Raw genomic sequence first — 26,466 nt, 5'->3', positions numbered from 1 at the left:
CGTAGCGGGCCGGGTACGGTTACCGCCACGGACGTGACCAAATCGTTGTAAAAGTACAATGTAGGGCATGCTAACTACGGATGCGCCGGTGCGGTGCTCGGATGTCCTGGCCGAAAGCCTCCCCGGAACGGCGAAGACGGGCCAGGGGCTCGTGCTGTTTGAACGCCTCGGTGGCTGGGGCCACGACGTGCTCGATGGGACGGCACTGGGCCCGGTTGCGGCGTCGCTGAAAAAGCATGTGGAGGAAGTGGGATATGGGTTCCAGTTCATCCGCAAGCCGGAAATCCACGAGTATTTGCGCGGGGAGCCGTCGGTGTATGTGGTGCGGTTCGGGCCGCGTCCGGAAATTGTGCGGACCGTGGTGGAGCGCGCGGAGGACATCCTGGACATTGACCTGCTGGCGCCACAGGGCGAGCACGTTGCCGGCCCACTGGGGCTCGTGTGCACGCACGGCAAGCGAGACCTGTGCTGCGCGGTGAAGGGGCGGCCGCTGGCGAAGGCGCTGGATGAGCGACTCGGCGGGGAGACGATCTGGGAAACGTCGCACAACAAGGGGCACCGTTTTGCGCCGGTGTTTCAGTTGCTGCCGTGGGGGTATTCGTACGGCCGGCTGAACGTGGAGGCGGCGGTGGCTGCGCTCACCTCTGTCTCGCTGTTCGTCCCGCAGTTGCGCGGGCGGTCGCTGTTTCCCCCGGCTGTGCAGGCCGCCGAGGTGGCTGTTGCGGCCCGGTATCCCGTCGCTCGCGGCGAGCTGGAGCTTGTCAGCGTCTCGCCCGACCGCGTGGTCCTTCAGGGGCGGGCCGGGAAGTTTTCCGTGCAGGTGGACAAGGTGACGCGCGAGGGCGCAGTGGCGTCGTGTGGGAAACCACCGAAGACGGTGGAACAGTGGGTGGCGCTAGGGGATAGCGTCGAAAAGCTTGAGAGCGGAGCGGACGGAGGTGACGGGGTCGGCGCGCTGCACTAGGGCAGCCTGCAGGCCGACCTCGCGGGCGGCGGCGACGTTTGCCGGGGTGTCATCGAAGAAGAGGGTGTCCTCGGCGGTGGCATCGAGGTCCGCGAGGGCGTGGGCGTAGGCGCGCGGGTCGGGCTTGTTCACGTGGATCTCGCAGGAGAACGTGAGGGAGTCCAGCTGGGCGAACCAGGGGTGGACGGCGAGCAGCTTGTCGACCAGGATGTGGGGCAGGTTGCTTAAGACCCCGATGCGGAAGCCGGCCTCGTGGAGGTCCGCCAGAAGATCCACCATCCCCGGATGGGCGTGGCTCAGCGTGTCGGCTTCCACGGCGGCGGCTGTGGCTACGTCGATATCAGGGGAGAGGTTCGCCCACCAGTCGCTGTCAGAAATAAGACCCGCGTCGTAAGGAGCGCGGGTCTTTTCATAGGTGGCCCAGAAGCTGTCCGTATCTGTGACACCGAGCCGCTCAACCACGCGGGCGCGGTCGGCGGGGGTGCGGTGCTTGATGACGACCCCGTAGAGGTCAAACAGTAGTGAAGTCACGCCGGTAGCTTAGCGGCGCATGACCTTCTTGGACAACCAGTTGCCAAACAGCTGGGCGATCTGGACGATGATAATGATGATGAACGTGGCCACGTAGGTGACCTCGAGGTCGAAGGCGCGGTAGCCGTACACGATGGCGAAATCGCCCAAGCCGCCGCCACCGATGTAGCCCGCCATGGCGGACATATCGACGATGGCGATGAAGATGAACGTGAAGCCGAGGATCAGCGGGCCGAGCGCCTCCGGCAGAATAACGGTGCGGACGATCGTCCACGGGGCTGCGCCCATGGAGCGGGCCGCCTCGATGACACCGGGGTCAATGGCTACGAGGTTTTGCTCCACGATGCGGGCGACGGCGAACGTGGCCGCCACGCTCATGACAAAAATGGCGGGAACCGTGCCGATGGTGGACCCCACCGCCGCCTTGGTCACCGGGGCCAAGAAGCTCACCAAGATGATGAACGGGATCGGCCGGATGAAGTTGACCAGGAAGTTGAGGACGAAGTAGGCGGGGCGCGACTCCATGATGCCGCCCTTGCGGGTGGTGTACAAGAGGATGCCGATGATGAGCCCCGCGATGCCGCCGATGATGATCGTGGTGATCACCATGAAGAGCGTCTGCTGGATGGATTCGAGGAAGGTATCGCCGAGGCGGTTCCAGTCGGCTGCGAGATACGTTGTGGTCATAGTTAGCGGTTACCTCCGAGTGCCTGGCGGGCGACCTCGTCGCGGTCGATCTCAGAAATTTCTGTGGTGTGGGAGAGGCGCTCGGCGAAGGAGTTGATCGCATCGTCCGGGCCGGTGAGCCGGACGGTGATCTTGCCAAAGGAGTGCTCCTTGAGGGTGGTGACGCCACCGTGGACAATGCCGATGCCCACGCCGGCGGCACGGGCGTCGCCGACCGCGTCGAAGAAGCCGGAGTGCTCGGTGAGCTCGATGGTGAACAGGCGCCCGTCCTCGGCGAGGAGGGATTCGGATTCTACCTGGTCGGGCTCGTTGCGCAGGGTCGTCTGCACGAAGCGCTGGGCGACGGCGGTCTGCGGGTCGGAAAACACGTGGTACACGTCGTTGTATTCCACAACACGGCCCGACTCCATGACGGCGACCTTGTCGGCGATGGCCCGCACCACGCCCATCTCGTGGGTGATGACCACGATGGTGATGCCGAGTTCCTTGTTTACCCGGCGGAGTAGCTCGAGCACGTCGAGGGTGGTTTCAGGGTCGAGGGCGGAGGTGGCTTCGTCGGCAAGCAAAAGGGAGGGGTTGGTGGCGAGCGCCCGGGCGATGCCCACGCGCTGCTTTTGGCCACCGGAAAGCTGCTCCGGGTAGTTCTTGCCCTTGTCACCCAGGCCGACGAAATCGAGCAGCTCGGCCACGCGCTTCTTGCGCTCCGCCTTGGGCACGCCGGCGAGCTTCAGCGGGTACTCCACGTTTGCCGCGGCGGAGCGGGAGGTGAACAGGTTGAACTGTTGGAAGATCATGCCGATGGAGCTGCGCAGGGTGCGCAGCTTGCGTTCGGGGAGGGGGACGATGTCCGTGCCGTCGATGAGCACCTCACCGGAGGTGGGGGTGTCCAGCCCGTTGATCATGCGGACGAGGGTGGACTTGCCCGCGCCTGAGTAGCCGATGACGCCGAGGATCTCGCCGGGTTCGACGGTCAGGTTGATATCGTCAAGGGCCTTCGTCTCTTTTTGGCCGTTGGAAAAGATTTTGGTTACGTGCCGGAACTCTACGCGTGTGCCGGCTGTGTGAGGTGTTGCCACGTGTTCTCCGAAACTCGAAAAACCGCCCCGAAAGGCGATTAGCGGGGTATTGCTACTTAGCGGCCTTCTGATCGGCCTCGAGGCGGTCGAGGATCTCCTGCAGCTCGGCGGCCGGGCGGTCGACCGGCACGGAGGTGCCGTTGGAATCGTCGGCAACAGCTGCGGTGACCTCGGGGTCGTGCCAGATCTTGACGAGCTTCTGGATGGTCGGGTCGTCCTTCTTCTCAGCCTTGGTTACGAACACGTTGATGTACGGCCCGGCCTCGGTGGAGTTCGGGTCATCCTGGAAGACGCTCGTGGTCGGGTCGATGCCGGCGCGGTCGAGGAAGGAGTTGTTGATCACGGCGGGCTTGCCCTCGCCGTAGGCGGCGGTGGTCTGGGCCGCGTCCACGGGCTGGACCTTCACCTTGGAGGCCGCCTGGTCGATGTCGGCGGGCGTGGGGGTGATAAGACCGTCGGTCTTGAGCTTCACCAGGCCGGCCTGGACGAGGACGTTAATGGCGCGACCCTGGTTGGAGGGGTCGTTAGGAATGGCGATGCCTTCGCCGTCGATGCCGTCAAGCGAGGTGTGATCCTTCCAGAAGATGGCCAGCGGCACAATCTCCGAGGAGCCCACCGGGGTGAGGTCATCGCCCGCGCCCACGTTGTACTCGGCGAGGAACTTGATGTGCTGGAAGAGGTTGACATCGAGCTGATCCTCGGAGAGCGCCGTGTTCGGGGTGGAGTAATCGCCAAAGTTCTGGATATCGAGCTTGATGCCCTCTTCCTTGGCCTTGTCCTCAAAGACTTTCCACGCCTTCTTCGAGCCGTCGGTGGTGCCGATGCGGACGGTCTCCGTTGCGCTATCGGCGGATTCCTGGTTACCGCAGGCGGTAAGGCCGGTGCCGGCGACGACGGCGGCCACTGCGAGGGCGGTGAGCTTCTTCAACATATGTATTTCTCCTTTATCGGTGTTGTTGGAACGTAACGCTAGCAGTAACACGGCTAATGTACAACTTGGTCTATTTTTACGCCAGGAAAAACCGGTCAGACCACCGTATTTGCAGTAAAACGCATGAACCGCTTGGTTCAAACTTGCGCCATGAGAACATTAGTGCGAAAATAGGCCACGTGTTCGAAGGGATGGGGATTAATGCCGCGCCGCTGAGCTGGCGGACCCTCGAGGCGGTCATGAGCGGCCGGGACGTGCCGGAGCTTGTCCCCGCCTCTGAGCGCCCGCGCACCCAGCGTCCCCCGGCCCCGTCTGCGCGCCCGTTCGCCGAGCTCCACTGCACCAGCTCCTACTCCTTCCTCGGTGGTGCGAGCGACCCGGAGGACCTCGTTGAGCGCGCTTTGGAGCTGGGGCTGCGCGGCCTCGCGCTGACGGACCGGGACGGCTTCTATGGGGCGGTGAAGTTTGCCGAGGCTGCTAAGGGCACAGGCCTCGCCACTGTGTTCGGTGCCGAGCTCTCCCTTGAGCCCGGTCGCCGGCTCACCGTGCTTGCCCGCGGCTATGAGGGCTACAAGGAACTCTCCTACCTCCTCACGCAGGCGCACATGGAGAGTGGGGAGAAGGATGTCCTGTGCTACCCGCCGCTCGCCCAGCTCCACGGCAACTGGCACGTGCTTGTCAGCCACGAGTGGCTGCCGGAGCTTGACACCATCATCGAAATCTTCGGTGCCGAGAACATCAGCCTGGAATACCAGGTACGGGGCCTGCCGGAGGATGCCGACCAGTTCGCCGACCTCGACGCCCAGGACCCGGCGCTCAGCCGCATCCTCTCCGGGGCTCCCCGCGCCGCCACCATCGCCGATGCCCGCCTCGCCGCCGCCAAGGCGGCGCTCGCCCGCCGGGAATCCGTCGCCCAGGCCGAGCCCCACCTGCATCCCATGGGGGCGCCGTGGCTGCGCGGCGCCGAGCGGCTCCTGCGCGCCGCGCCGGGCAGGGAGGAGCTGGTCAGCGAGGCCGTCCGCGTTGCCGAAGAGTGCGCCTTCTCGTTTGACCTCGTGGCACCGGGACTGCCGAAACTCCCGCACGAGATGGAAACGTTGCGATCACTCGTCGATAAGCGAGCGCCGGAGCGGTACCGGAGCCGACCGCAAGAGATCAAGGACCAGGCGCGGGAGCAGATTGCCAAAGAGCTCGCCGTCATCGAGGAACTCGATTTCCCCGGATACTTCCTCATCGTCAACGACATCGTCGATTTCTGCCACCGCGAAAACATCTACTGCCAGGGGCGCGGGTCCGCCGCCAACTCCGCCGTGTGCTTCGCCCTCGGCATCACCGCCGTGGAACCCGTCCACGCCAAACTCCTGTTCGAGCGGTTCCTCTCGCCCGACCGCGACGGCCCGCCCGACATCGACCTCGACATCGAGGCCGGCCGGCGCGAGGAGGTGATTCAGTACGTCTACCGCACCTACGGGCGCGACAACGCCGCGCAGGTGGCCAACGTCATCACCTACCGCACCAAGGGGGCGCTGCGCGACGCCGCCCGCGCCCTCGGCTACCCCCAGGGCGCCATCGACGGCTGGTCACGCGGGGTGGACGAGCCTCCCCGCGACGTGCTCGCCCTCGCCGCCCAGTTCAAGGGCCAGCCCCGCCACCTCGGCATTCACTCCGGAGGCATGGTCATCTGCGACCGCCCCATCGCCGACGTCGTCCCCACCGAGTGGGCGAGGATGGCAGGCCGCAGCGTCATCCAGTGGGACAAGGACGACGCCGCCTACGGTGGCCTGGTGAAATTCGACCTCTTGGGGCTGGGCATGCTCGGCGCGCTGCACCACATGGTGGACCAGGTGAAAACCCACCGCGGCATCGACGTCCACCTGTGGGAAATCCCCCTCACGGACCCGCACATCTACGCGATGCTGCGGGCAGCCGACACCGTTGGCGTGTTCCAGGTGGAATCCCGCGCGCAAATGTCCACCCTGCCTAGGCTCAAACCATGCCGCTTCTTCGACATCGTGGTGGAGGTCGCGCTCGTGCGCCCCGGGCCCATCCAGGGCGGCTCCGTCCACCCCTACATCCGCCGCCGCAACGGCGAGGAGCCTGTCACCTACGACCACCCGTGTCTCAAAAACGCGCTGGAAAAAACCCTCGGCATCCCGCTCTTCCAGGAGCAACTCATGCAGATGGCCAAGGATGCCGCGGGGTTCACCGGCGCCGAGGCCGATCAGCTGCGCCGCGCCATGGGGTCCAAGCGCTCCCCGGAGCGGATGGCCAAGCTCAAGGAGCGGTTCTTTGCCGGGCTCGAACAGACGCACGGCATCACCGGCGACGTGGCGCAGAAGCTGTGGACCAAAATGGTGGCGTTTTCCTCCTACGGCTTCCCCGAGTCGCACTCCCAGTCCTTCGCGGGCCTCGTCTACTTCTCCGCCTGGTTCAAGTACTACTACCAGGCGGAATTCACCGTCGGCTTGTTGCGCGCGCAACCCATGGGGTTCTACTCCCCGCAGTCGCTCATTTCCGACGCCCGCCGCCACGGCATCACCATCCTGCCCATCGACGTGCAGGTTTCCGGCGTGGAGGCCGACACTGCTGACGGTGGGCGCGCGATCCGCCTGGGGCTCAACCTCGTCCGTGGCCTGGGGGAGGAGGTCGCCACGCGGGTGGAGGCCGCCCGCCCGTTCGCCTCCATTCCGGACCTCGCGCGCCGGGCCGATCTCACGGTGTCGCAGGTGGAGGCGCTGGCGTGCGCCGGTGCGCTCGACGGTTTTGGAATGGATCGTCGGCAGGCGCTGTGGGCCGCCGGTGTCGCCGCGACGGAGAAGCAGGGGATGCTTGAGGGGATGAGTGCGCTCACCGCCCCCGCGCTGCCCGGCATGTCCGCGTTTGAGCTGCTCGCCGCCGACGTCGCCGCCACCGGGGTGACCCCCCACGCCCAGCCGATGGCGTTCCTGCGCGCCCAGCTTTCCGCCCACGGCATCGTCCCCGCGTCCCAGCTTTTATCGCTTGTCGACGCCACTCGCATCACCGTCGCCGGCATCGTCACCCACCGCCAACGCCCCGCCACCGCCGGTGGGGTCACGTTCCTCGGGGTGGAGGACGAGACGGGGCTCATGAACGTGGTGGTCTCCGTCGGCCTGTGGAAGCGCTACAAGAAGGTGGCGCTCACCGCCAAGGCCCTCCTCATCCGCGGCATCATCCGCAACGCCAACGGCGCCGCCACCCTCGAGGCTGACAAGCTGGAGCCCCTGGCGATAGGCGAGTACATGTCCCGGGGGTCGCGGGACTTTAGGTAAGGAAAACGCCCCCAGCCGGGCAGGCCGAGGGCGCCGAAACGCTTAACGCTTACAGGTTAGGGGAGCATTGCAGCGATCTCTGCGGGGAGCAGGGACTTGAGCTGCGGGAGCAGGGCTGCGATGAGGCCGAGTGCGGTAAGCACGGAGCCACAGATGATGAGCCCGAGGCTCGTCTCGTTCGGCTCGCCGGCGGGAGAGCTGAAGATGCCGGCGAGATCGTAATCGACCTCGCTCTGTTCCTTGCCTGCAGCGCAGCTGCGGTAGGCGGAAGCCACGCTGGCGTAGGTGGTGGACTTTGCCTTCCAGTCGGTCTTGGGGGTGTCGGTCTTGCCGTCGGCTGCCCTTGCAGCGCCCTCCTTCTTGTCAGCCTTCTTGTCCTTGTCGGCCGGGGTCTGCTTTTCTGCGTCTGCCTTGTATGCCGCGAGAAGTTCGTCGAGCTTGCTCTGGGCGTCAGAGACCTTCACGGTTAGCGGGGTAGTGGTGATGCCCAGAAGGTCGGCTTCTGCTTTAGGGATAGTAATGGTGCAGACGTTGTCGGTGATCTTGACACCAGACTCTGCCTTAGCTTCCTCGGCGAATGCCGGGGTGCACATGCCGGCGGCAACGGCGATCGCGGTGACGGAAGCGATAGATGCCTTCTTGAATCCCTTCATGGGAGTCCCTTTCTTAGGTGGATTATTCGGAAGCAGAAAAACGAACTGCTTTGCCTTGATAGTAATCTCCATACCACCTGAAAATCAGCTTCAAAAATGTGTAAATGCTGAGAAACTACTGCACGTGCGCTGACCATGAGTTTTATCGATGGGCGTTACCCCCTTTTGTGTAGAAAAGGACATGTCAACATTCCGGTGTCGGTGCTGTGGAGGGGAATTCGCCGCTAGTACCCTGGTGCACATGAGCGAATCGATGAACGCTGTTTCGAGCAAGCTGGCGGTGTCGCGGGTACTTTCGGCCGCCGTGTGGTGCCTCGTGCCGGCCGTCGCCTGCGCTGTTGCGGGATACCTGTGGTGGACATGGTTGTACGTGGGGGCGGTGGCGTTCGTCGTGTTGTTTGCGTACCTGTGTTGGTTGTTGCCGGCCCAGGTGCGCTACCTGGGGTGGCGGGAGGCCCCGGATGAGCTCATGATCACCCGCGGGAAGTTCTTCCACACGTTCACAGTGGTGCCCTACGGCCGCATCCAGTACGTCGATGTGACGCAGGGGCCGTTCCAGCGCCTCTTTGGCCTCAAGGTGGTGGCGGTGAAGACGGCGAGTGCGTCGACGGACGCGTCGATCCCGGGTTTGCCCGCGGCGGAGGCGGACGCGTTGCGTGACCGGTTGGCGGAGCGGGCCCGGGAGAGGATGAGTGGGCTGTGAGCGGGTCGATTGAGTGGCGCCGCGTCCACCGGCTTACCCCGTTCTTGCACTTCTGGACGGCTATTTTCGCCATCCTCGCCGTCACCCTTGTCAACGTGAGCGATGAGCTGGTGGGGGCGGCGGGCGACATCGTCCATGAATCTGGCCCGTACCTGCGCTACATCGGCATCGGCGCGGGCGTGACTGTGGTGTCGTGCCTTGTCCTGTGGGCGCTGTCCATGCTGTGGTGGCGCGCGCTGGGTTTCCGGTTCACGCCCGACGAGGTGCAGACCAAGCACGGCATCATCCACACGCAGGTGCGCAGCGCCCGCTACGACCGGATCCAGGCCGTCGACATTAAGGAGTCGGTGGTCGCCCGCGTGTTTGGGCTCGCCGCCGTCAACGTCGAGGTCGCCGGTGGCGTCGGTTCGTCCCTGAGGATCGAGTTCCTGAAAAGGTCGGAGGCGGAGGCTGTGCGTGCGGAGGTCCTCCGGCTCCGGGATTCCTCTAGTCTCCCCTCGCTTGTCGACGATCGGGGGGACGTGATTATTCCCACGATCCCCGTGTCCACCACATTCGGGGCGGCGGCGCTGCGCGTGGGCAACCTGTTCGCCGCCGGCTTTATGGGGCTCTCCCTGTGGGCCACGGGGCTTGCGGGCGCGCTGCCCATCCTGCTCGGCATCGTCGTGGCGCTGTGGGGCGTGATCGACCGCGCCTTCCACTACACGGCGTGGTTCGACGGCACTAACCTGTCCATTTCCTATGGCCTGGCCGATCTGCGCCGCCAGACGATTCCAGTCCACCGAGTCCACGGCGTGCGTGTCATCCAGCCGTGGGCGTGGCGCCTGACCGGCTGGTGGCGGGTGGAGTGCTCCGTCGCGGGCTACGGCCAGGGGGACAAGGAAAAGCCCACGCAGATCCTGCCGGTCGGCTCGTACGAGCAGGCGTGCCACGTGGCGCGCATCCTTGCCAAGTTCGGCCCGGATGAAGATTTCTCCGTCGCCGATCCGCGCGGTGCCACCGCCCCCACCTACGTCAGCCCCAAGCGGGCCATCTGGGCGAGCCCGCTCGACCGCGACCAGCAGGCCGTCACCCTTACCGGTGGCCGCGCCATCACCCACGAGGGGCGCTTCCACCGCGAGGTGAAGATCGTGGAGCTCTCGCACATTCAGGAGCTCACCGTCAAGCGTGGCCCGTTGAACCAGGCGTGGGATCTCGCCACCGTCCGCTTCGATCTTGTTCCTGGCCCGGTTTCTATGGCGGGCCACAATCTTTCTACCGAGGATGCCTTCGAGCTCACCGATCTGCTAAGAAAACGGGAGCTGCCTGCGTTATAGCCGTATCTGTTGCGGGGGTGGGGGAGCCGTTTTATGATGGCGACAAGGCGCATAAGAAAGCGCACAATCTAACTACATTTTGGGGGGATTTATGGCTCAATCGGCCACCACAAAACAAGGTGATTTTTTCGTCTCACTGGTAAAGGAGACGGAAATTCTGGACGGTCCTGTGGATCTCGGAAGTTTTGGTGAGACGACCATCCAATTGCACTCGTTCGAGGATCTGTGTCTCGCAATGATGCCACTGGTGTGTGATCCGGATGCCCGTCTGGAGGAATTCAATGCGGTCTTTTCGGCCACCGCAGACTGGGACAGCGTAGAAGATCTCCTGGGGGGAGTCGCCGATGATCTCGAGATTCTGGAACCAGAAGAAGAGATGCTGCTGCGCACCATCGTGCTGGGAAACATGGGCGAGATGATGCTGAAGAACTCCCAGCCGGAACCCAAGTACCAGCAGCGGATGAGTGTCGATGCGGACGGTGCCGGCGTGTATACCACGGCCGTGGAGGTGCTCAACGAGCCGGAGAAGTTCGGCTGGGAAAAATCCTGGCCCACCCGCTTCGGGCCGATGCTCTTCACCCTTATCGGGCTGTGCAATTTCACGCAGGAGCACCACACGTTCTTCGACGGCGACGCAGAAGAAATCGGGGAATTCCTGGCCAAGCGTTTCGACCCTTTCCTACGGATGGTGCAGCTCGAAGCGCCACACTTGAAACTCCACTCGAAGCACCCGTTCCCACAGCAGGTACGCCAGTGGGTGAAAGACAACGTCCGGGGAGTTGCCCGCTTCGACGATGAGGAGGTTATGAGCATCGTCCTCGATGTCTTCCACAACATGGGGCTCATCAATATTGACCCCGGCTGTGGCGGGATTTGCTGCAACAGTTACGCCTGGGAGGTTCTCGTCGAGCCACAGATGTACGCCACCCTCATGTGGCAAACGCTCCCCAGCTTCGTGAGCGACAGCGATCGCCCCATTGCGCTACTCGATGCCCTCGTCTCCTACCTCGGGGGCCCCGCCGTCGCCGAGCAGCTCGAGGTAAAACCCATTGAGCTGTACTCCAGGCTGCGCACCCTCGCCGCGGAGATGGGGGACAAAGATGCCCGCGAGGCCCTCAAGTACAACTACATCGTCCGCTGCATTTTCGGCATCCAGAAAGCCAACTTTAAGCGATTGGGGGACAAGGCTCAGCTCACCGAGATGGGCCAGAAAGTGATGCGATACGCGCTGGCCAAGAACGTGGACACCGAGGCGGAATCGTGGGTGACCATGAGGCAGGACCGTCGCGCCAGCTAGATGCCCTCCGGACAGCCAAGCTGCCGCCACGCCTCGTAGGTGGCCACAGCTGCGGCGTTGGAGAGGTTCATGGACCTTCTGCCTTCCAGCATGGGGATGCGCACCTTGCTGGTGATGCGCGGGTGGGTCATCGCCTCGTCGGTAAGCCCCGTGGGCTCGGTGCCGAACAGGAGGACGTCACCGAAGCGAAAGGAGACGTCGTACAACATCGAGGTAGTGTGACCTGTAAAAGCGAAGACACGCGAGCCGGGGAGCGTCGACAAGCAATCCTCCAGTGAATCGTGGACGGTGACGCGCGCGAGATCGCGGTAGTCCAGCCCAGCCCGGCGCAGGTGCCGGTCGTCTAACTCGAACCCGAGGGGGCGGATGAGGTGGAGGTGGGCGCCGGTACCCGCACACATTCGGATCGCATTTCCCGTATTCGGGGGGATAACGGGGTGCTCGAAAACAACGTGGGCGAATGGAGTGGGGATTTTTGGCATACTTAAATTATGACTGCTCTCAAGCTAGATGGAAAAATGTACCGCGACGAAATCTTCGTCGACCTAGAAAAGCGCGTCAAGGCGCTCAAAGACAAGGGCATCACCCCCGGTCTTGCCACCGTGCTCGTCGGCGAGAACCCCGCCAGCCAGTCCTACGTCAAGATGAAGCACAAGGACTGCGAGAAGATCGGCATCAACTCCATCCGCAAGGACCTCCCCGAAGACATCACCCAGGACGAGCTCTTTGCGGTCATCGACGAGCTCAACGAGGACCCCGCCTGCACCGGCTACATCGTCCAGCTGCCGATCCCGCGCCACCTCGATGAGAACGCCGTCCTCGGCCGCATCGACCCAGCCAAGGATGTCGACGGCCTCCACCCGGTCAACCTGGGCAAACTCGTGCTCAACGAGCCCGCACCGCTGCCGTGTACGCCCAACGGCTGCATCCACCTGCTGCGCCGCTTCGACATCCCGCTCGAGGGCGCCAAGGTCACCGTCATCGGCCGTGGCGTGACCGTCGGCCGCCCGATCGGCCTCATGCTCACCCGCCGCAGCGAAAACTGCACGGTGACGCTCTGCCACACCGGCACCAAGGACCTCGCCGCCGAAACCCGCCAGGCGGACATCATCATTGCGGCCTCCGGCCAGCCGCACATGCTCACCCCCGACATGATCAAGGAGGGCGCCGCGATCCTCGACGTGGGAGTCTCCCGCAAGGACGGCAAGCTGCTTGGCGACGTCCACCCCGACTGCTGGGAAAAGGCCGGCGCCATCTCCCCGAACCCCGGTGGCGTGGGCCCGCTCACCCGCGCCTTCCTCGTGCGCAACGTGGTGGAAAACGCCGAGCGCCAGGCGGGGATCACCCCAGGTGAGTAACCAGCCAGTCATTGGCCTAGACAACCCCCATGACGTAAACCTCCCGCCCTCCCGGCTGCCCGCGCTGTGGCAGAAGGTGGGCGTGGGGGTGTTCTGTGTGGGGCTTGTCGCCGTGCTCGCGTTCCTCTTCACCGAGCACTGGCGTCGCGCCACCTTTGTGTTGGGCCTGGATTTCCTCGTCCTGTCCGTCCTGCGCGCCGTGTGCGATTCCCACATCCTCGGGGTGCTTTCCGTGCGCTCCCGGCGCTTCGACATCATGTTCACCACCGCCGTGGGGCTCGTCATGATGGTCCTCGCCGCATCGGTGGATTCGCTGGGGAGCTAGCCGACACACTACACGTGGAAGAAGTTCCGGAATATACGGTCTAGCTGGCGGGTCTCGGCGAGGAAGGCATCGTGGCCGATGGGGGAGACGATCTTGTGCATGCCGATGACGTTGCCCAGGTTGCGGGCCAGGTGCTCCTGCTGGTGATAGGGGTACAAAATGTCGGTATCCACGCCCGCGACCATCGTCGGCACCTTGGTTGAATCGAGGGCCTTGATGAGCCCGCCGCGCCCACGGCCCACGTCGTGGCGGTTGAGGGCCTCCGTGAGTGCCACGTAGGATCCCGGGTCGAAGCGCGCGACGAGCTTCTCCGCTTGGTGGTCGAGGTAGCTTTGCACCTGGAAACGCTGCTTGGGGTCGCGGTAGGGGCCAAGCGGGTTCTCTTTGTCCTGCGGGTCCACGCCAAAGCGCTCGTCAATTTCTTGTTCTCCACGGTAGGTGAGGTGGGCGATGCGACGGGCAGCAGCCATGCCATCATGGGGTGCGACGCCGCGGGAGTAGAAATCGCCGCCGCACCAGTTCGGGTCCTGCTCGATGAACTGGATCTGCGCGGTTTGGATACCGATCTGCCAGGCGCTGGCACGGGCCGAGACCGCGAGGACGAAGGCGCGCTCGATGTATTCGGGGTGGGAGACCTCCCACTCCAGCGCCCGGGCCCCACCCATAGAGCCACCCATGACGGCGGACAGCCGATCGACGCCGATCGCGTGGAGAAATGCGTACTCCGCTTCCACCTGGTCACGGATGGAGATGGCGGGAAAGCGGGAACCAAACGCCTTGCCGTCGTCCGGGTGGGGGCTGGACGGGCCTGTGGTGCCTTTGCAACCACCAAGCACATTGGCGCAGATGACGTAGTATTGCCGCGTGTCGATGGCCAGACCTGGTCCGATGAGCCCGGGCCACCACTCGTCGGCGTTGTGGTCGCCGGTGAGCGTGTGTTCCACGAGCACGGCGTTGTCGCCCCGGAATGTCCCCCACGTGCGGTAGACAAAATCCACCTGCGGGATGACAGCGCCTGCCTCCGTGCGGAAATCGCCGATGGTCACGTGGTGGTTTGTCATGGGGCTCCGGGTTCCTTTCTGTTGCGGTGTTACGCGAGCGCGAACACCTTGCGGTGCGCGGCCCGCGGCGGGGTGTTGGCGATGAGGGTGCTCACCGCGTCGTTGATCCTCCGGGCGATGTATGGGTTGTTCATGGTGTACAGGTGGATTCCGTCCACGCCCTGGGTGATGAGGTCGATGATCTGGTCGATGGCGTAGGCGATACCGGCATCGCGCATGGCGCGCGGGTTATCGCCAAACCGGTCCATCATGACGCGGAACTTGTGGGGGATCTCCGCACCGCACAGGGACGTAATGCGCTCGATCTGGGTCTTGTTTACCACCGGCATGATGCCCGCCTCGATGGGGACATCGATGCCCGCGAGGTCGCAGCGCTCGAGGAAACCGTAGAACCGTGAGTTGTCAAAGAACAGCTGCGAGATGAGGTGGCTTGCGCCGGCGTCCACTTTCCGCTTGAGGTTGCGGATGTCGTCCACGCGACTGGGGCACTCGGGGTGCGTCTCCGGGTAGCACGCGGCGATGATGTTGAGGTCCGAGTACTCGCGGATGAACGCGATGAGGTCACTGGCGTGCGGGAAGTGGCCCGTTGGCTGCTCGCCGCCCGCGGGCAGGTCGCCACGCAGGGCGAGGACGTTGTCAATTCCCCGCGCCTTCATCTCGTCCAAACGCTCGCGCACCTGGTCCCGGGTGAGCCCGATGGCAGGCAGGTGGGCCACGCCCTCGATCTGGTAGTACTTCTTCACCGTGCTGGCGATGGGGAACGTGTGCGTGTTGTCGCCCGCTCCCACGGCGCCGAAGGTGACCGAGATGAAGTCGGGGTGGATCCCCTCGAGCCCATCGAGCGTGTCATACACCGTGGCGATGGACGCCGTCTTCTTTGGGGGAAAAATTTCCAGGGAGAAGACCGTCTTACGCTTAAACAGTTCTGTCGTTTTCATGGCCCATCACCTGCGTAGGGTATCCCGTGCTTCGCGCGCGGCGGCGACGAGGTTGGTGAGGCTCTTCTTGGTTTCCTCCTCACCACGGGTCTTGAGCCCGCAGTCGGGGTTGACCCACAGCTTCTTCACGTCGATCGTGGTGGCGATGCGCTTAATTTGGGTGACGATTTCCTCCACCGACGGCACGCGCGGGGAGTGGATATCGTACACGCCCGGGCCGATGTTGGTACGGAAGTCGCACTCGACCAAAGCGTCGAGGATCTCCAGGTCGGAGCGGGATGCCTCGAAGGTGATGACATCCGCGTCCAGCGCGTCGATGGCTGGCAGGATGTCGGTGAACTGGCTGTAACACATGTGGGTGTGGATCTGTGTGGTCGCGTCCACGCCACTGTGTACGAGCCGGAACGCCGGGATGGCGAAGTCGAGGTATTCGCTGAACCAGTCGGACCTGCGCAGCGGCAGCTTTTCGCGCAGCGCCGCCTCATCCACCTGGATGATGCGGATCCCGGCCCGCTCGAGGTCGAGTACTTCGTCCCGGATGGCGAGGGCGATCTGCAGGATGGATTCCTTGATGGAGATGTCCTCGCGGGGGAAAGACCAGTTGAGGATGGTGACGGGTCCGGTGAGCATACCCTTGACGGGTTTCTCGGTGAGCGACTGCGCGTAGGAGGACCATTCGACGGTGATGGGGGCGGGCCGGGATACGTCGCCCCACACCAGCGGCGGTTTGACGCAGCGGGTGCCGTAGGACTGCACCCAGCCGTTGCGGGTGAAGAGGAATCCGTCGAGGTGCTGGCCGAAGTATTCGACCATGTCGTTGCGCTCGTACTCGCCGTGGACGATGACGTCGAGCCCGGTCTGGTCCTGCCAGGCGACGCATTCGGCGATCTTTTTCTTGTTAAAGTCCGCGTACTCCGCCGCCGTGATCTCGCCGGTGCGGTAGGCCTTGCGGGTAGCCTTCACGTCCGTGGTTTGGGGGAAGGAGCCGATGGTGGTGGTGGGCAAGAGCGGGAGCTGGAACTCCTCGCGTTGCACGCGGTCGCGCTTGTCTCGTTCGGGGGAGCGGTGGTAGTCGCTCTCGGTGATTCCTGCTACCCGTTTCTGCACCTTGCGGTCGGTGACATCGTCGCGCTCGCCGAGTCCCGCGTCGGTTGCCCCGCGGTCCAGCGCTGTGAGCTCTCCTAGCTTTTCGACGGCAAATGCTAGGTGCTTGACGTACTTGGGGGCGAGATCCGTCTCGTACTCCACGGAGTAAGGGACGTGTTGCAGGGAGCAGCTGGTGGTGAGCACCACGGTGGCGGCGGCGTCACGAACCCGGCCCAGGAGTTCCTGGGTGGCCGCGAAGTTGTTGCGCCAGATGTTCTTGCCGTTGACCACGCCGGCGAAGAGGGTCTTCTCGGCGGGGAAGCCGGAGCCGGTGACGAGCTTGAGCGTTTGCCGGCCCTCAACAAAGTCGAGGCCAATGCCGTCGATGGGGAGCGAGGTGAGCGTATCGTAGCTGTCGCGAACGTCGCCGAAGTAGGTCTGCACGAGCACCTTGAGGGTGCCCTTGTTGGCCAGGAGAGACTCGTAGAGGCGGGTGAACCGGGCGAGATCCTCTTCAGAAAGGTCGACCACGAGCGACGGTTCGTCGAGCTGGATCCAGTGGGCACCGGCGTCGGCAAGCTTGGTGAGGAGCTCACCGTAAGCGGAACCGAGGGCCTCAATGGCGGCGTCCTCGTCCAGGCCCTCCTCCTTCTTAGCCAGCTGGAAGAGGGTGAACGGGCCGACAACCACCGGCCGGGTGATGATCCCCTGCTCCTTCGCCTCGAGGAACTGGTCCACCGGCTGGGTGCCGGTGAGGGCGATGGTCTGCGATGCCTCGAGCTCGGGCTCGATGTAGTGGTAGTTCGTGTTGAACCACTTCTTCATAGGCAGAGCTTTGACGTCGCCCTTCTCGCCTTGGTAACCGCGGGCCTGGGCAAAATATGTTTCGAGCGGGGTGAGCCCCAAGTCGCGGTAGCGCTTGGGGACGATGCCGAAGAGGACAGCGGCGTCGAGGGTTTGATCGTAGAGGGAAAAGTCGCCGGAGGGAATCTCATCGATCCCTGCGTTACGGATCAGCTTCCACTGTCCTTGACGCAGTTCCTTAGCTGTTTCCTGGAGCTCAGTGGCGGAGATCTCGCCGCGGAAGAATTTTTCGGTGGCGAACTTGAGCTCGCGGTGGGCGCCCACGCGGGGGAAGCCGACGATTGTCGTGGTCATGGCTGAAGAGGTGTCCTTTTTTATTGGTTCTTGACTGCTGCGAAGCCGAGCTCGAGATCGGCGATGATGTCCTCGACATCTTCGATGCCGACGGAGAGGCGGATGGTGGATTCGCTGATGCCGGCCCGGGCGAGTCCGTGCTCGTCGGACTGGGAGTGCGTGGTGGTGGCCGGGTGGACCACGAGCGAGCGGACGTCACCGATGTTGGCCACGTCGGAGTGGAGCTTGAGCGCATCGATGAAGGTCCACGCCTCGTCCTTACCGCCTGCGATGTCGAAGGACAGGACGGAGCCGGTGTACTTGAGGCCGAGCTTCTCCTTCACGGGGTACCACGGGGAATCCTTGAGGCCCGCGTAGTTCACCTTGGTCACAAGTTCGTGGCCCGCCAGGTATTCGGCCACCTTCTTGGCGTTCTCGTTGTGGCGCTCGACGCGCAGGGAGAGGGTGTCCAGGCCCTGTGCGAGGACCCACGCGTTGAACGGGGACGGGGCCGCGCCGGTGTCGCGCAGGAACCCGGCTCGGGCCTTGAGACCGTAGGCGGCGGCACCGAGGTCGGCGTACTTGAGGCCGTGGTACGCAGGGTCCGGGGTGATGAACTCTGGGAAGACGGGCTTGCCGTCGCGCTCGACAGTCCAGTCGAACTTTCCGCCGTCGACAAGCACACCACCGAGGGCGGAACCGTTACCGGTGTAGAACTTCGTGGTGGACGCGATGACCACGTCGGCGCCCAGCTCGAGCGGGCGGACGAGGGCAGCCGTGGCGATGGTGTTGTCCACGATGAGCGGCACCTTGTTATCGTGCGCGATCTGGGCCACGGTGGGGATATCGAGGACATCGGCCTGTGGGTTGCCAAAGGTCTCGGCGTAGAAGGCAACGGTGTTGTCCTGAACCGCGGCCTGCCACGAGGCCGGGTCGTCCGGATCCTCCACGAAGGTGGTCTCGATACCGAGGCGGGCGAGCTGTGTTTGGAAGAGGGTCTCGGTGCCGCCGTAGAGGCGCGGAGAGGTCACGATGTGGGAGCCCTGGTGGGCGATGGTGAGGATGGCCGCGGTCTCGGCGGCGAGGCCGGAGCCGAAGAGCACGGCGTAGACGCCGCCCTCGAGGCTTGCGAGGCGCTCCTCCACGGCCGCCACCGTCGGGTTGGTGAGGCGGGAGTAGATGGGGCCTTCGTCTTCGAGCGCGAAGCGCTGCTTGGCGTGCTCCGCGTTGTCGAACACGTAGGAGGTGGTGAGGTAGATGGGAAGATTTCGTGCACCCGTCTGCGAATCGACCGGCTGGCCGGCGTGGATTGCGCGGGTGTTGAAGTTCCAGTTTGCTGCGTTGCTGTTATCGTATTTCGTCGTCATGTTCTGCAACCGTACAGACCGCTTAGTCTGTAGGCAAGAGGGCGATTTAGACAGCTTGGTACGAAGTATAGACAGCTCAGTTCATATTTTCGGGGTGTGAACGGGGGTAAAGTGCGGGGGTAGTTTGTCTCATAGGGTGAGATGTTTGCCGCGTCGTGGCAGCTGGTGTAGTTTGTGAAAGTTGCTCAACACAAGGAGGAAAACCCATGCTCACGTCGCGTAAACCGGTGCCGCGCCAGACGGAAATCACTGCTGTGCGCAGGCGCATCATCCTGTTCGTCGTTGCCCTCGGCGGGTTTGGCATCGGCATCACCGAGTTTGTGTCCATGGGTTTGCTGCCACTCATCGCCGCCGATTTCGGCGTCTCCGAGAACACGGCAGGCCACGTCATCACCGCCTATGCCATGGGTGTGACCGTGGGCGCGCCACTCATCACCGTGTTTACGGGCAAGCTCCCGCGCCGCCGTCTCATCATCCTCCTCATGGCGGCATTCACCGTGGGCAACGCGCTCACTCTTGTGGCGTGGGACATGCCCTCCCTGCTTGTGGCGCGGTTTATCGCCGGGTTTCCTCACGGCGCTTACTTCTCCGTCTCCACCCTGTGTGTGGTGGCCATGACCCCCAAAGGGCAGCGCGGACGCGTGGTGGCGCTCACCAGCCTGGGCTTTTCCGCAGCGACCCTCGGCGGCGTGCCGGCCGTGCAGTGGCTGGGGCAGGCCACCCACTGGTCCATGGCCTACGCCGTGGTCGCAGCCGTGGGCCTGGTAACGCTCGTGGCGTTCTTCCTCTTCATGCCACACATGACGGAGATGCCCCAGACGAGCCCACTGACGGAGCTCTCCGCCCTAAAGAACGTGCAGGTGCTGCTCACGGTGCTCATCGGTATGGTGGGTTTTGGCGGAATGTTCGCCGTGTACACCTACATTGGTTGGACGATGACCGACCCTGCCCGCGCGGCCATGTCCCCGCACTTCCTCCCGTTTGTGCTCATGGCCTACGGTTTCGGCGGCGTGGCCGGCAACATGCTCGGTGGCTGGATTGCGGACCGCAACATCGACTGGGGCATCATCACCGTCCTTATCTGCATCGCGTTGGCGCTTGTCGGGTTCTTCTTCGCTTCCGCCGACCCGTGGGCAGGCACTGCGGTGTTTTTTGTTGTCGGGACCTTTGGCACCTCGCTCGTCCCGCTCCTGCAAATCCGGCTCATGGACGTGGCCGGCGACGCTCAAACTCTCGCCGCGGCACTTAACCAATCGGCCCTTAACATCGCCAACGCCGCCGGCGCCACCATCGGAGGTGCCGTCATCGCCGCCGGCTTCCAGTACCACTTCACGGCCCTCGCCGGCGCAAGCCTTGCGTTCATGGGCATGGTGGTGTGGGTGTCGATGATGCTCACCAGGCAGCACACCAGACGCCGCGTAGTGGTAAAAAGCCAGGGCTAATCCTGGTGCGCAGCGATCGTGTCGTACTCCGCCCCGCGCTCCTGCAATAAAACGAAAGTGTCGTAGTGCGCCTGCAGGCTCAGCCACTTGTGGGGCGTCGTGTCAAAGTAGCGCGCGAGCCGCACAGCGGTGTCCGGCGTGATCGCCCGATCGCCGTGGACGATTTCGTTCACGCGCCGCGGCGGCACGTGGATGGCGCGCGCCAGCCCGTTTTGGGAGACCCCGAGCGGGATCATGTAGTCTTCCATCAGAACCGCGCCGGGCAGCCGGGGCGGTTCGTCGCCGCGGCGCCCAATGTGGTGCAGTTTTGGCGGAACGTAGCTGGTCCCGGCGCCGGTCATAACGCCCCGCGTTATAGCGCGTCGATGATGGCGTTAAACGTGGCGGAGGGCCGCATGACTGCGGCGGTCTTCTCCTCGTCGGGGAAGTAGTACCCGCCGAGGTCGACGGGGGAGCCCTGTGCCTCAAGGAGCTCCTTCTCAATCTGGTCGCTGGCGGCGGCGAGCTTCTCGGCGACGGGGACGAAGATGTCCTTCAGCTCGCCCTCGGCGAGTGCCTCGGCCCAGTAGCGGGCGAGCCAGAAGTGGGAACCGCGGTTGTCGATCTCGCCAGCGTTGCGCTTAGGGGATTTACCCTCGGCGAGGACCTTTTCTGTGGCATCTTCCAGCGCAGTGGCGAGCGTTTCGCTGCCGGCCTTGCGCAGGGATTCGGCGAGCGCCATGAATTCGCCGAGGGAGTCCCAGCGGAGGTGGTTCTCCTCGAAGAGCTGCGCAACGAGCTTGGGGGCGGAGCCGCCGGCACCGGTCTCGAACAATCCGCCGCCTGCCATGAGTGGCACGATGGAGAGCATCTTGGCGGAGGTGCCCACCTCGAGGATGGGGAACAGGTCGGTGTTGTAGTCGCGCAGCACGTTGCCGGTGACGGAGATGGTATCTTCGCCGCGGCGGATGCGCTCGACGGACTTCTTGGTGGCCTCCACGGGGGAGAGGATGGAGATGTCAAGGCCGTCGGTGTCCTCTTCGGCGAGGTACCTTTCCACCAGGGTTTTCATGTTGCGGTCGTGGGCGCGCTCGGGGTCGAGCCAGAAGATGGCGGGCATCCCGGATTCGCGGGAGCGGCGCACGGCGAGTTTGACCCAATCGCGGATGGGGGCATCCTTGGCCTGGCAGGCGCGCCAGATGTCGCCCTCGCGCACCTCGTGGCTCATGAGCACCTCGCCGGCGGAATTGCGCACCTCGACGGTGCCGTCGGCGGGCACCTTGAAGGTCTTGTCGTGGGAGCCGTATTCTTCGGCCTTTTGTGCCATGAGCCCCACGTTGGGGACGGTGCCCATGGTGGTGGGGTCGAAGGCGCCGTTGGCCTTGCAGTCATCGATGACTGCCTGGTACACGCCGGCGTAGCAAGAGTCCGGCAGCACGGCGAGGGTGTCCTGCTCTTCGCCCTGGGCGTTCCACATGTGGCCGGAGGTGCGGATCATGGCGGGCATGGAAGCGTCGACGATGACGTCGGAGGGGACGTGGAGGTTGGTGATGCCCTTGTCGGAGTTGACCATGGCAAGCGCTGGCCCGGCGGCGAGCTTCTCCTCGATGGCCACGCGGATCTCCTCGCCGTGCTCAAGATTTGCGAGGCCCTCGAGCACGCTGCCCAGGCCGTTTTCGCCGTCGAGTCCGGCGGCGAGGAGCTCGGAGCCGGACTTCTCGTACACGTCGGCAAAGTAGGCGCGGACGACGTGGCCGAACATGATCGGGTCGGACACCTTCATCATGGTGGCCTTGAGGTGGACGGAGAACAGCACGCCCTCCTTCTCGGCGCGGGCGAGCTGCTCGGCGAGGAACTCGTCGAGGGCGGCGGCGGACATGAACGTGGAGTCCACCACCTCGCCGGCGAGTACCGGCACCTCCTTGAACACGTCCTCGCCGGAGGCCGTCTTCACCACAATGGACAGCGTGTCATCGTGATCCATGATGACGGACTGCTCGTTGTGGCGGAAATCGTGATCGGCCATGGTGGCCACGGCCGTCTTGGAGTCGCTCGACCACTCGCCCATGGAGTGCGGGTGCTGGCGCACGAAGTTCTTCACAGCCTTAGGGGCGCGGCGGTCGGAGTTGCCCTCGCGCAGCACGGGGTTGACGGCGGAGCCCTTGACGTTGGAGTACTTGTCCTCGGCATCCTCAAAGTTGGGGATATCAAAGCCTGCGGCCTGCAGCTCCGCGATGGCCTTTTTCAGCTGCGGCACGGAGGCGGAGATGTTGGGGAGTTTGACGATGTTGGCTTCAGGCTTCTTCGCCAGCGCGCCGAGTTCTGCGAGGTCATCGGACGCGAGCCCAAATTCTGCAAGGATGCGGTGCGCCAGCGAAATATCGCGGGTCTCCACGTCGATGCCACCCGCCTTGGCGTAGGCCTCCACGATGGGCTTGAGTGAGTAGGTTGCCATCAGCGGCGACTCATCGGTGCGGGTGTAGATAATTGTGCTCACGATTTCACCTTTTCTGCGATTGCGGACTAATGAGTAAGGTCACCTTCACGGTACCCGTAATGTTAAAGGTATGTCTCAAAAAATAGCCTCCGTCAACGTCAACGGGATCCGCGCCGCGGCCTCCAAGGATCCCGGTTTTCACGATTGGCTGCGCACTGCCGATGTGGACATTGTGCTCCTGCAAGAGGTGCGTGCCACCCCCGCGCAGGCCGCAAAAGCCCTCGCACCGGCGCTGGAGGAGGGGTGGCGCCTGACGCTCGCCGATTCCGCCGCCAAGGGTCGCGCGGGTGTCGCCCTCCTCACAAAGCGGGAGGTGAGTGATGTTCGCACGGGGGTACCCGGTTTTGAGGATTCCGGTCGGTTTGTTTCTGCGCTTGTCGACGACCTGTTCATCGGTTCCCTCTACCTTCCGACCGGCTCTGCCGGCACGCCGAAGCAGGACGAGAAGTACCGCTTCCTCGATTCGCTCGAGGATGTCCTGGCGGAGATCGCCGCCACGCACCAAAAGGCCGTGGTGGCCGGCGACTGGAACATCTGCCACGCCCCCAATGACCTGAAGAACTTTAACGCCAACAAGAAGAAGGCCGGCTGCCTGCCCGACGAGCGCGCCTTCATGGATGCCATCTTCGGAACCTTCCCGTACGAGGAAAGCCAGGTCGAACGCCACGGGGAGTTCGAGGGGGCAGTGGAGTACCGAGGAAACCGCAAGCGGGAGGCGTCGACAAGCCCCCACTGGTTCGACGTAGCGCGACGGTTGCACCCCGAGGATGCCCCGTACACGTGGTGGACTTACCGTGGCAAGGCCTTCGACACCAACGCCGGTTGGCGCATCGATGTCCAAGCCGCCACCAAGGCGATGATGGAACGGGCCGTGTCTACCCGCGTCGACCGCGCCGACGCGTGGGGCACTCGCTGGTCCGACCACGCACCGCTGGTGGTGGAATACCGTGACTAGGCGGCACCCGATCTTCCAAAACTCCCTCATGAGCGCGCTGCTCGACGGCATCTACGACGGCGAGATGACCATCGGTGAGCTCCTCGGCCATGGCAACTTTGGGCTCGGCACCTTCGACGGGCTCGACGGCGAGATGGTCATCCTCGACGGCGTGTGCTGGAAACTCACCGCCGATGGGCGGGCGCGCCGGGCCGCCCTTGATGCCAGCACCCCGTTCGCGGTTGTTACCAACTTTGTCCCGCACATCACGGCCGAGGCACCGGACAACCTCACCCGTGCGGAGCTGTCCGCGTTCATCGATTCCCTCATCCACTCCCACAACTACATGTACGCCCTGCGCATCACCGGCGAATTCACCGACGTCACCACCCGCACCGTGGTGAAACAGGAGAAGCCGTACCCGAAGATGGTGGAGGCGACCCAGGCAGATGCCGTGGTCCACTTCGACCACGTCGCGGGCACCATCGCGGGCTTTCGCACGTCCGTGTACGAGCAGGGCATTTCCGTCCCCGGCTGCCATGTTCACTTCATCGACTCTGCGCATTCTGGCGGTGGGCACGTGCTGGATTTTTCCCTCCTTCGCGGCACCGTCGAGCTGTGCGTGGGCACGGATCTGCAGCTGCGGTTGCCGCTCACGGAGGAGTTTTCCCGCGCGGAGCTCGCCCCCGAGGATCTACACGAGCAAATCGCCACTACCGAGTAAGGTAATTTTCTATGACTGACAAAAAGACCCGTGTACTGTCCGGAATTCAACCCACCGCTGACTCCTACCACCTGGGAAATTACCTGGGAGCGCTGAAGCAGTGGATTACCCTCCAGGATGAATTCGACGCGTTCTACTTCATCCCCAACCTCCACGCCATCACCGTGGACCAAGACCCCGAGGAGCTGCGCGAGCGCACCTACAAGGGGGCGGCCCAGCTGCTGGCTCTTGGGATCGACCCGGACAAGTCCACGCTGTTTGTTCAGTCCCACGTGCACGAGCACGCCGAGCTCGGCTGGGTGATGACGTGCCTCACCGGCTTCGGCGAGGCCAGCCGCATGACGCAGTTCAAAGACAAGTCTAAAAAGCGCGGGGCCGACCGCACGAGCGCCGGCCTGTTTACCTACCCCATGCTCATGGCCGCAGACATCTTGCTGTACAGGCCCAAGTACGTGCCCGTGGGCGAGGATCAGCGCCAGCACCTCGAGCTCGCCCGCACGCTCGCGGACCGCTTTAACAAGCGCTTTGGCGAGACCTTCCCGCTTCCCGAAGGGTTCATCCCCAAGGGCGCCGCGAAGATTTATGACCTGCAGGAGCCCACGGCCAAGATGAGCAAGTCCGGCTCCAACCCCAAGGGCATTGTCAACCTTCTCGACGATCCCAAGGTCTCTGCCAAGCGCATCAAGTCCGCCGTCACCGACAACGAGAACGAGATCCGCTACGACCCAGACACCAAGCCCGGCGTATCCAACCTCCTCGTCATCCAGTCCGCGCTCACCGGGAAGCCCATCGATGACATCGTCGCCGGCTACTCCGGTGCGGGCTACGGTGCCTTAAAGACGGATACCGCCGACGCGCTGGAGGCGTTCACTACGCCGTTGCGTGAGCGGTTCAACGAGCTCATGGAGGACCGTGGCCAGCTGGAAGCCATCCTCGCCAAGGGGGCCGAGCGCGCCTCCGAGTACGCCGCCCCCGTGCTAGCCGAGGTCTACGAAAAGATTGGTTTTACGGCAGCCACGGACTAGCCGTGGTTAAATGGGTCTGTTTACCAATGAGGCTAAGGAGGCCCGGATGACGGCACGCACAGCGCCGAACGAGACGGATATCGACCAGTACGGTATCGAGCGCGCGACCGACGATGAGCAAGGGATGGTGGACAAGCTCCGCGCCAAGTGGGGCTGGTTCGACCATGTCATGCGCATGAACGAGCGTTACAGTGAGATGGGAGGCAACCACTACGCCGCCGGTATTACGTACTTCTCCGTGTTGTCCCTCTTCCCGCTGCTCATGCTTGCCTTCGGTATCGCCGGCTTCGTGCTCAAGAGCCGCCCGGAGTTACTCCAGCAGATCCAGGATCAGATCGCGAGCTCTTTGTCTGGGCAGCTGGGGGAGACCATCAACGAGGTGGTCACCACGGCCATCGACCAGGCGAGTGCCGTGTTCTCCATCGGTGCCCTCACCGCCCTGTGGTCCGGGCTGGGGTGGATGAATAACCTCCGCTTCGGCGTTAGCCAGCAGTGGAAGATCGACCCCACGGGCGGCAACTTTGTTATGAACAAGCTGCGCGACCTGCTCGGTCTCCTCGGCCTCATGCTCGCCCTGGCGCTCGCCTTCGGCGTCACCGCCGTGGGCAGTTCGGGGCTGACCACAAAGATTCTCGCCTGGCTGCAGCTCGATCACGTGCCGGGCATCGGCGCAATCACCACCATCGTGGCGATCGTACTGGGCATCGGGGCCAACTTCCTCGTCTTCTTCTGGCTCATTAAATACATGCCGCGCGGCAAGACGCCCGTAAAGTCCGCCGCCCAGGGAGCGCTCATCGGGGCGCTCATCTTTGAGGTGTTCAAGCAGCTGGGGTCCATGTTCTTCTCCAACGCGTTGAGCAACCCCGCCGGCGCCACGTTCGGCCCGATCATCGGCATCATGGTGCTCTTGTACTTCATCTGGCGGATCCTCCTGTACTGCTCGGCGTGGGCAGCCACTACGGAGGAATCCCTCGAGCACATCAAACTCCCTGCTCCCACGCCCGCGGTGATTCGCGTGCGCCAGGATGTCACGCCGCAGGTCTCGGGCCCCGATACGGGCACGGTGTTGGGTATTGGTGCCGCACTGGGGGCCGTCGGCTCGTGGGCTGTGGGACGCCTGTTTAAGCGCTAAAATATCTGCTCGG

24 protein-coding genes are annotated in these 26,466 nt (G+C 63.9%); 12 read left to right on the top strand and 12 right to left on the bottom strand.

Annotated elements, in window-relative coordinates; genetic code table 11:
• Window positions 1–67: 67 nt before the first annotated feature.
• Window positions 68–964 carry a sucrase ferredoxin gene (locus HMPREF1219_RS10340; RefSeq protein ID WP_016458882.1) on the top strand — a complete coding sequence of 299 codons (897 nt, stop codon included), beginning with the start codon at window positions 68–70 and terminating at the stop codon, window positions 962–964.
• On the opposite strand, the gene HMPREF1219_RS10335 is transcribed toward HMPREF1219_RS10340, so the two are convergent.
• From HMPREF1219_RS10335 to HMPREF1219_RS10320, 4 genes are read right to left on the bottom strand one after another with little or no spacing between them, the layout of a single operon-like run.
• Window positions 896–1,495: an HAD family hydrolase gene (locus tag HMPREF1219_RS10335; protein WP_016458881.1), complete on the bottom strand. Its 600-nt coding sequence runs from the start codon at window positions 1,493–1,495 to the stop codon at window positions 896–898. The two genes, HMPREF1219_RS10340 and HMPREF1219_RS10335, sit on opposite strands and share 69 nt — an antisense overlap.
• A 9-nt stretch (window positions 1,496–1,504) precedes the next feature.
• A complete protein-coding gene (locus HMPREF1219_RS10330) occupies window positions 1,505–2,182 on the bottom strand; it encodes a methionine ABC transporter permease (protein WP_016458880.1) in 678 nt (225 codons plus the stop codon).
• Between the two features lie 2 nt (window positions 2,183–2,184).
• The gene (locus tag HMPREF1219_RS10325; protein ID WP_016458879.1) at window positions 2,185–3,258 is read right to left on the bottom strand and encodes a methionine ABC transporter ATP-binding protein; all 1,074 of its coding nucleotides are present in this window, start codon (window positions 3,256–3,258) and stop codon (window positions 2,185–2,187) included.
• Window positions 3,259–3,310: 52 nt separating this feature from the next.
• Window positions 3,311–4,189, bottom strand: coding sequence for a MetQ/NlpA family ABC transporter substrate-binding protein (locus HMPREF1219_RS10320; RefSeq protein WP_016458878.1), 879 nt, complete (start codon window positions 4,187–4,189; stop codon window positions 3,311–3,313).
• A 191-nt stretch (window positions 4,190–4,380) separates the two neighbouring features.
• Between HMPREF1219_RS10320 and HMPREF1219_RS10315 the strand changes: the two genes are divergently transcribed.
• Window positions 4,381–7,479, top strand: a complete 3,099-nt coding sequence (locus tag HMPREF1219_RS10315) for an error-prone DNA polymerase (RefSeq protein WP_040427763.1) — start codon at window positions 4,381–4,383, stop codon at window positions 7,477–7,479.
• A 56-nt stretch (window positions 7,480–7,535) separates the two neighbouring features.
• Here HMPREF1219_RS10315 and HMPREF1219_RS10310 read toward each other — a convergent pair whose 3' ends face one another.
• The gene (locus HMPREF1219_RS10310; protein ID WP_040427761.1) at window positions 7,536–8,132 is read right to left on the bottom strand and encodes a hypothetical protein; all 597 of its coding nucleotides are present in this window, start codon (window positions 8,130–8,132) and stop codon (window positions 7,536–7,538) included.
• Window positions 8,133–8,373: 241 nt separating this feature from the next.
• Here HMPREF1219_RS10310 and HMPREF1219_RS10305 point away from each other — a divergent pair, with 241 nt between their 5' ends.
• From HMPREF1219_RS10305 to HMPREF1219_RS10295, 3 genes are all read left to right on the top strand, one after another.
• On the top strand, window positions 8,374–8,835 hold the full coding sequence (locus tag HMPREF1219_RS10305) for a PH domain-containing protein (protein WP_040427758.1): 462 nt from the start codon (window positions 8,374–8,376) through the stop codon (window positions 8,833–8,835).
• Entirely contained in the window at window positions 8,832–10,151 is a 1,320-nt protein-coding gene (locus HMPREF1219_RS10300) for a PH domain-containing protein (protein ID WP_016458874.1), read from the top strand. The genes HMPREF1219_RS10305 and HMPREF1219_RS10300 overlap by 4 nt, the downstream gene beginning before the upstream one ends.
• A 91-nt stretch (window positions 10,152–10,242) precedes the next feature.
• Window positions 10,243–11,448: a hypothetical protein gene (locus tag HMPREF1219_RS10295; protein WP_016458873.1), complete on the top strand. Its 1,206-nt coding sequence runs from the start codon at window positions 10,243–10,245 to the stop codon at window positions 11,446–11,448.
• On the opposite strand, the gene HMPREF1219_RS10290 is transcribed toward HMPREF1219_RS10295, so the two are convergent.
• Window positions 11,445–11,930 carry a tRNA (cytidine(34)-2'-O)-methyltransferase gene (locus HMPREF1219_RS10290; protein WP_016458872.1) on the bottom strand — a complete coding sequence of 162 codons (486 nt, stop codon included), beginning with the start codon at window positions 11,928–11,930 and terminating at the stop codon, window positions 11,445–11,447. The genes HMPREF1219_RS10295 and HMPREF1219_RS10290 overlap by 4 nt on opposite strands.
• 9 nt (window positions 11,931–11,939) lie before the next feature.
• Here HMPREF1219_RS10290 and HMPREF1219_RS10285 point away from each other — a divergent pair, with 9 nt between their 5' ends.
• Window positions 11,940–12,806: a bifunctional methylenetetrahydrofolate dehydrogenase/methenyltetrahydrofolate cyclohydrolase gene (locus HMPREF1219_RS10285; RefSeq protein WP_016458871.1), complete on the top strand. Its 867-nt coding sequence runs from the start codon at window positions 11,940–11,942 to the stop codon at window positions 12,804–12,806.
• Window positions 12,799–13,131 carry a DUF3017 domain-containing protein gene (locus HMPREF1219_RS10280; RefSeq protein ID WP_016458870.1) on the top strand — a complete coding sequence of 111 codons (333 nt, stop codon included), beginning with the start codon at window positions 12,799–12,801 and terminating at the stop codon, window positions 13,129–13,131. Before HMPREF1219_RS10285 ends, HMPREF1219_RS10280 begins: the two co-directional genes overlap by 8 nt.
• Window positions 13,132–13,139: 8 nt before the next feature.
• Here HMPREF1219_RS10280 and metX read toward each other — a convergent pair whose 3' ends face one another.
• The 4 genes from metX to HMPREF1219_RS10260 are packed head-to-tail and all read right to left on the bottom strand — an operon-like array spanning window position 13,140 to window position 18,720.
• Complete coding sequence (gene metX, locus HMPREF1219_RS10275) at window positions 13,140–14,192, bottom strand: homoserine O-acetyltransferase MetX (protein ID WP_016458869.1); 1,053 nt, start codon at window positions 14,190–14,192, stop codon at window positions 13,140–13,142.
• A 29-nt stretch (window positions 14,193–14,221) separates the two neighbouring features.
• Window positions 14,222–15,130, bottom strand: a complete 909-nt coding sequence (metF, locus tag HMPREF1219_RS10270; RefSeq protein WP_016458868.1) for a methylenetetrahydrofolate reductase [NAD(P)H] — start codon at window positions 15,128–15,130, stop codon at window positions 14,222–14,224.
• A 6-nt stretch (window positions 15,131–15,136) separates the two neighbouring features.
• Window positions 15,137–17,374, bottom strand: a complete 2,238-nt coding sequence (metE, locus tag HMPREF1219_RS10265) for a 5-methyltetrahydropteroyltriglutamate--homocysteine S-methyltransferase (RefSeq protein ID WP_016458867.1) — start codon at window positions 17,372–17,374, stop codon at window positions 15,137–15,139.
• Window positions 17,375–17,394: 20 nt separating this feature from the next.
• Window positions 17,395–18,720 (bottom strand): O-acetylhomoserine/O-acetylserine sulfhydrylase, encoded by a 1,326-nt coding sequence (locus HMPREF1219_RS10260; protein WP_016458866.1) that lies wholly within the window; start codon window positions 18,718–18,720, stop codon window positions 17,395–17,397.
• Between the two features lie 206 nt (window positions 18,721–18,926).
• Between HMPREF1219_RS10260 and HMPREF1219_RS10255 the strand changes: the two genes are divergently transcribed.
• The gene (locus HMPREF1219_RS10255; protein WP_016458865.1) at window positions 18,927–20,162 is read left to right on the top strand and encodes an MFS transporter; all 1,236 of its coding nucleotides are present in this window, start codon (window positions 18,927–18,929) and stop codon (window positions 20,160–20,162) included.
• Here the strand turns inward: HMPREF1219_RS10255 and HMPREF1219_RS10250 are convergent.
• Window positions 20,159–20,503 carry a HigA family addiction module antitoxin gene (locus tag HMPREF1219_RS10250; protein WP_016458864.1) on the bottom strand — a complete coding sequence of 115 codons (345 nt, stop codon included), beginning with the start codon at window positions 20,501–20,503 and terminating at the stop codon, window positions 20,159–20,161. The two genes, HMPREF1219_RS10255 and HMPREF1219_RS10250, sit on opposite strands and share 4 nt — an antisense overlap.
• 11 nt (window positions 20,504–20,514) lie before the next feature.
• The gene (locus tag HMPREF1219_RS10245) at window positions 20,515–22,638 is read right to left on the bottom strand and encodes an NADP-dependent isocitrate dehydrogenase (protein WP_016458863.1); all 2,124 of its coding nucleotides are present in this window, start codon (window positions 22,636–22,638) and stop codon (window positions 20,515–20,517) included.
• A 70-nt stretch (window positions 22,639–22,708) separates the two neighbouring features.
• Between HMPREF1219_RS10245 and HMPREF1219_RS10240 the strand changes: the two genes are divergently transcribed.
• The 4 genes from HMPREF1219_RS10240 to HMPREF1219_RS10225 are packed head-to-tail and all read left to right on the top strand — an operon-like array spanning window position 22,709 to window position 26,453.
• The gene (locus HMPREF1219_RS10240) at window positions 22,709–23,593 is read left to right on the top strand and encodes an exodeoxyribonuclease III (protein ID WP_016458862.1); all 885 of its coding nucleotides are present in this window, start codon (window positions 22,709–22,711) and stop codon (window positions 23,591–23,593) included.
• Complete coding sequence (gene budA, locus HMPREF1219_RS10235) at window positions 23,586–24,296, top strand: acetolactate decarboxylase (protein ID WP_016458861.1); 711 nt, start codon at window positions 23,586–23,588, stop codon at window positions 24,294–24,296. Before HMPREF1219_RS10240 ends, budA begins: the two co-directional genes overlap by 8 nt.
• A gap of 11 nt (window positions 24,297–24,307) precedes the next feature.
• Complete coding sequence (trpS, locus tag HMPREF1219_RS10230) at window positions 24,308–25,321, top strand: tryptophan--tRNA ligase (RefSeq protein ID WP_016458860.1); 1,014 nt, start codon at window positions 24,308–24,310, stop codon at window positions 25,319–25,321.
• A gap of 46 nt (window positions 25,322–25,367) precedes the next feature.
• The gene (locus HMPREF1219_RS10225) at window positions 25,368–26,453 is read left to right on the top strand and encodes a YhjD/YihY/BrkB family envelope integrity protein (RefSeq protein WP_040427825.1); all 1,086 of its coding nucleotides are present in this window, start codon (window positions 25,368–25,370) and stop codon (window positions 26,451–26,453) included.
• Window positions 26,454–26,466 lie beyond the last annotated feature (13 nt).

Origin of the sequence: Corynebacterium pyruviciproducens ATCC BAA-1742 (assembly GCF_000411375.1) — a bacterium.
Taxonomy (GTDB): domain Bacteria; phylum Actinomycetota; class Actinomycetes; order Mycobacteriales; family Mycobacteriaceae; genus Corynebacterium; species Corynebacterium pyruviciproducens.
This window is presented reverse-complemented; position numbering and strand designations above follow the sequence as displayed.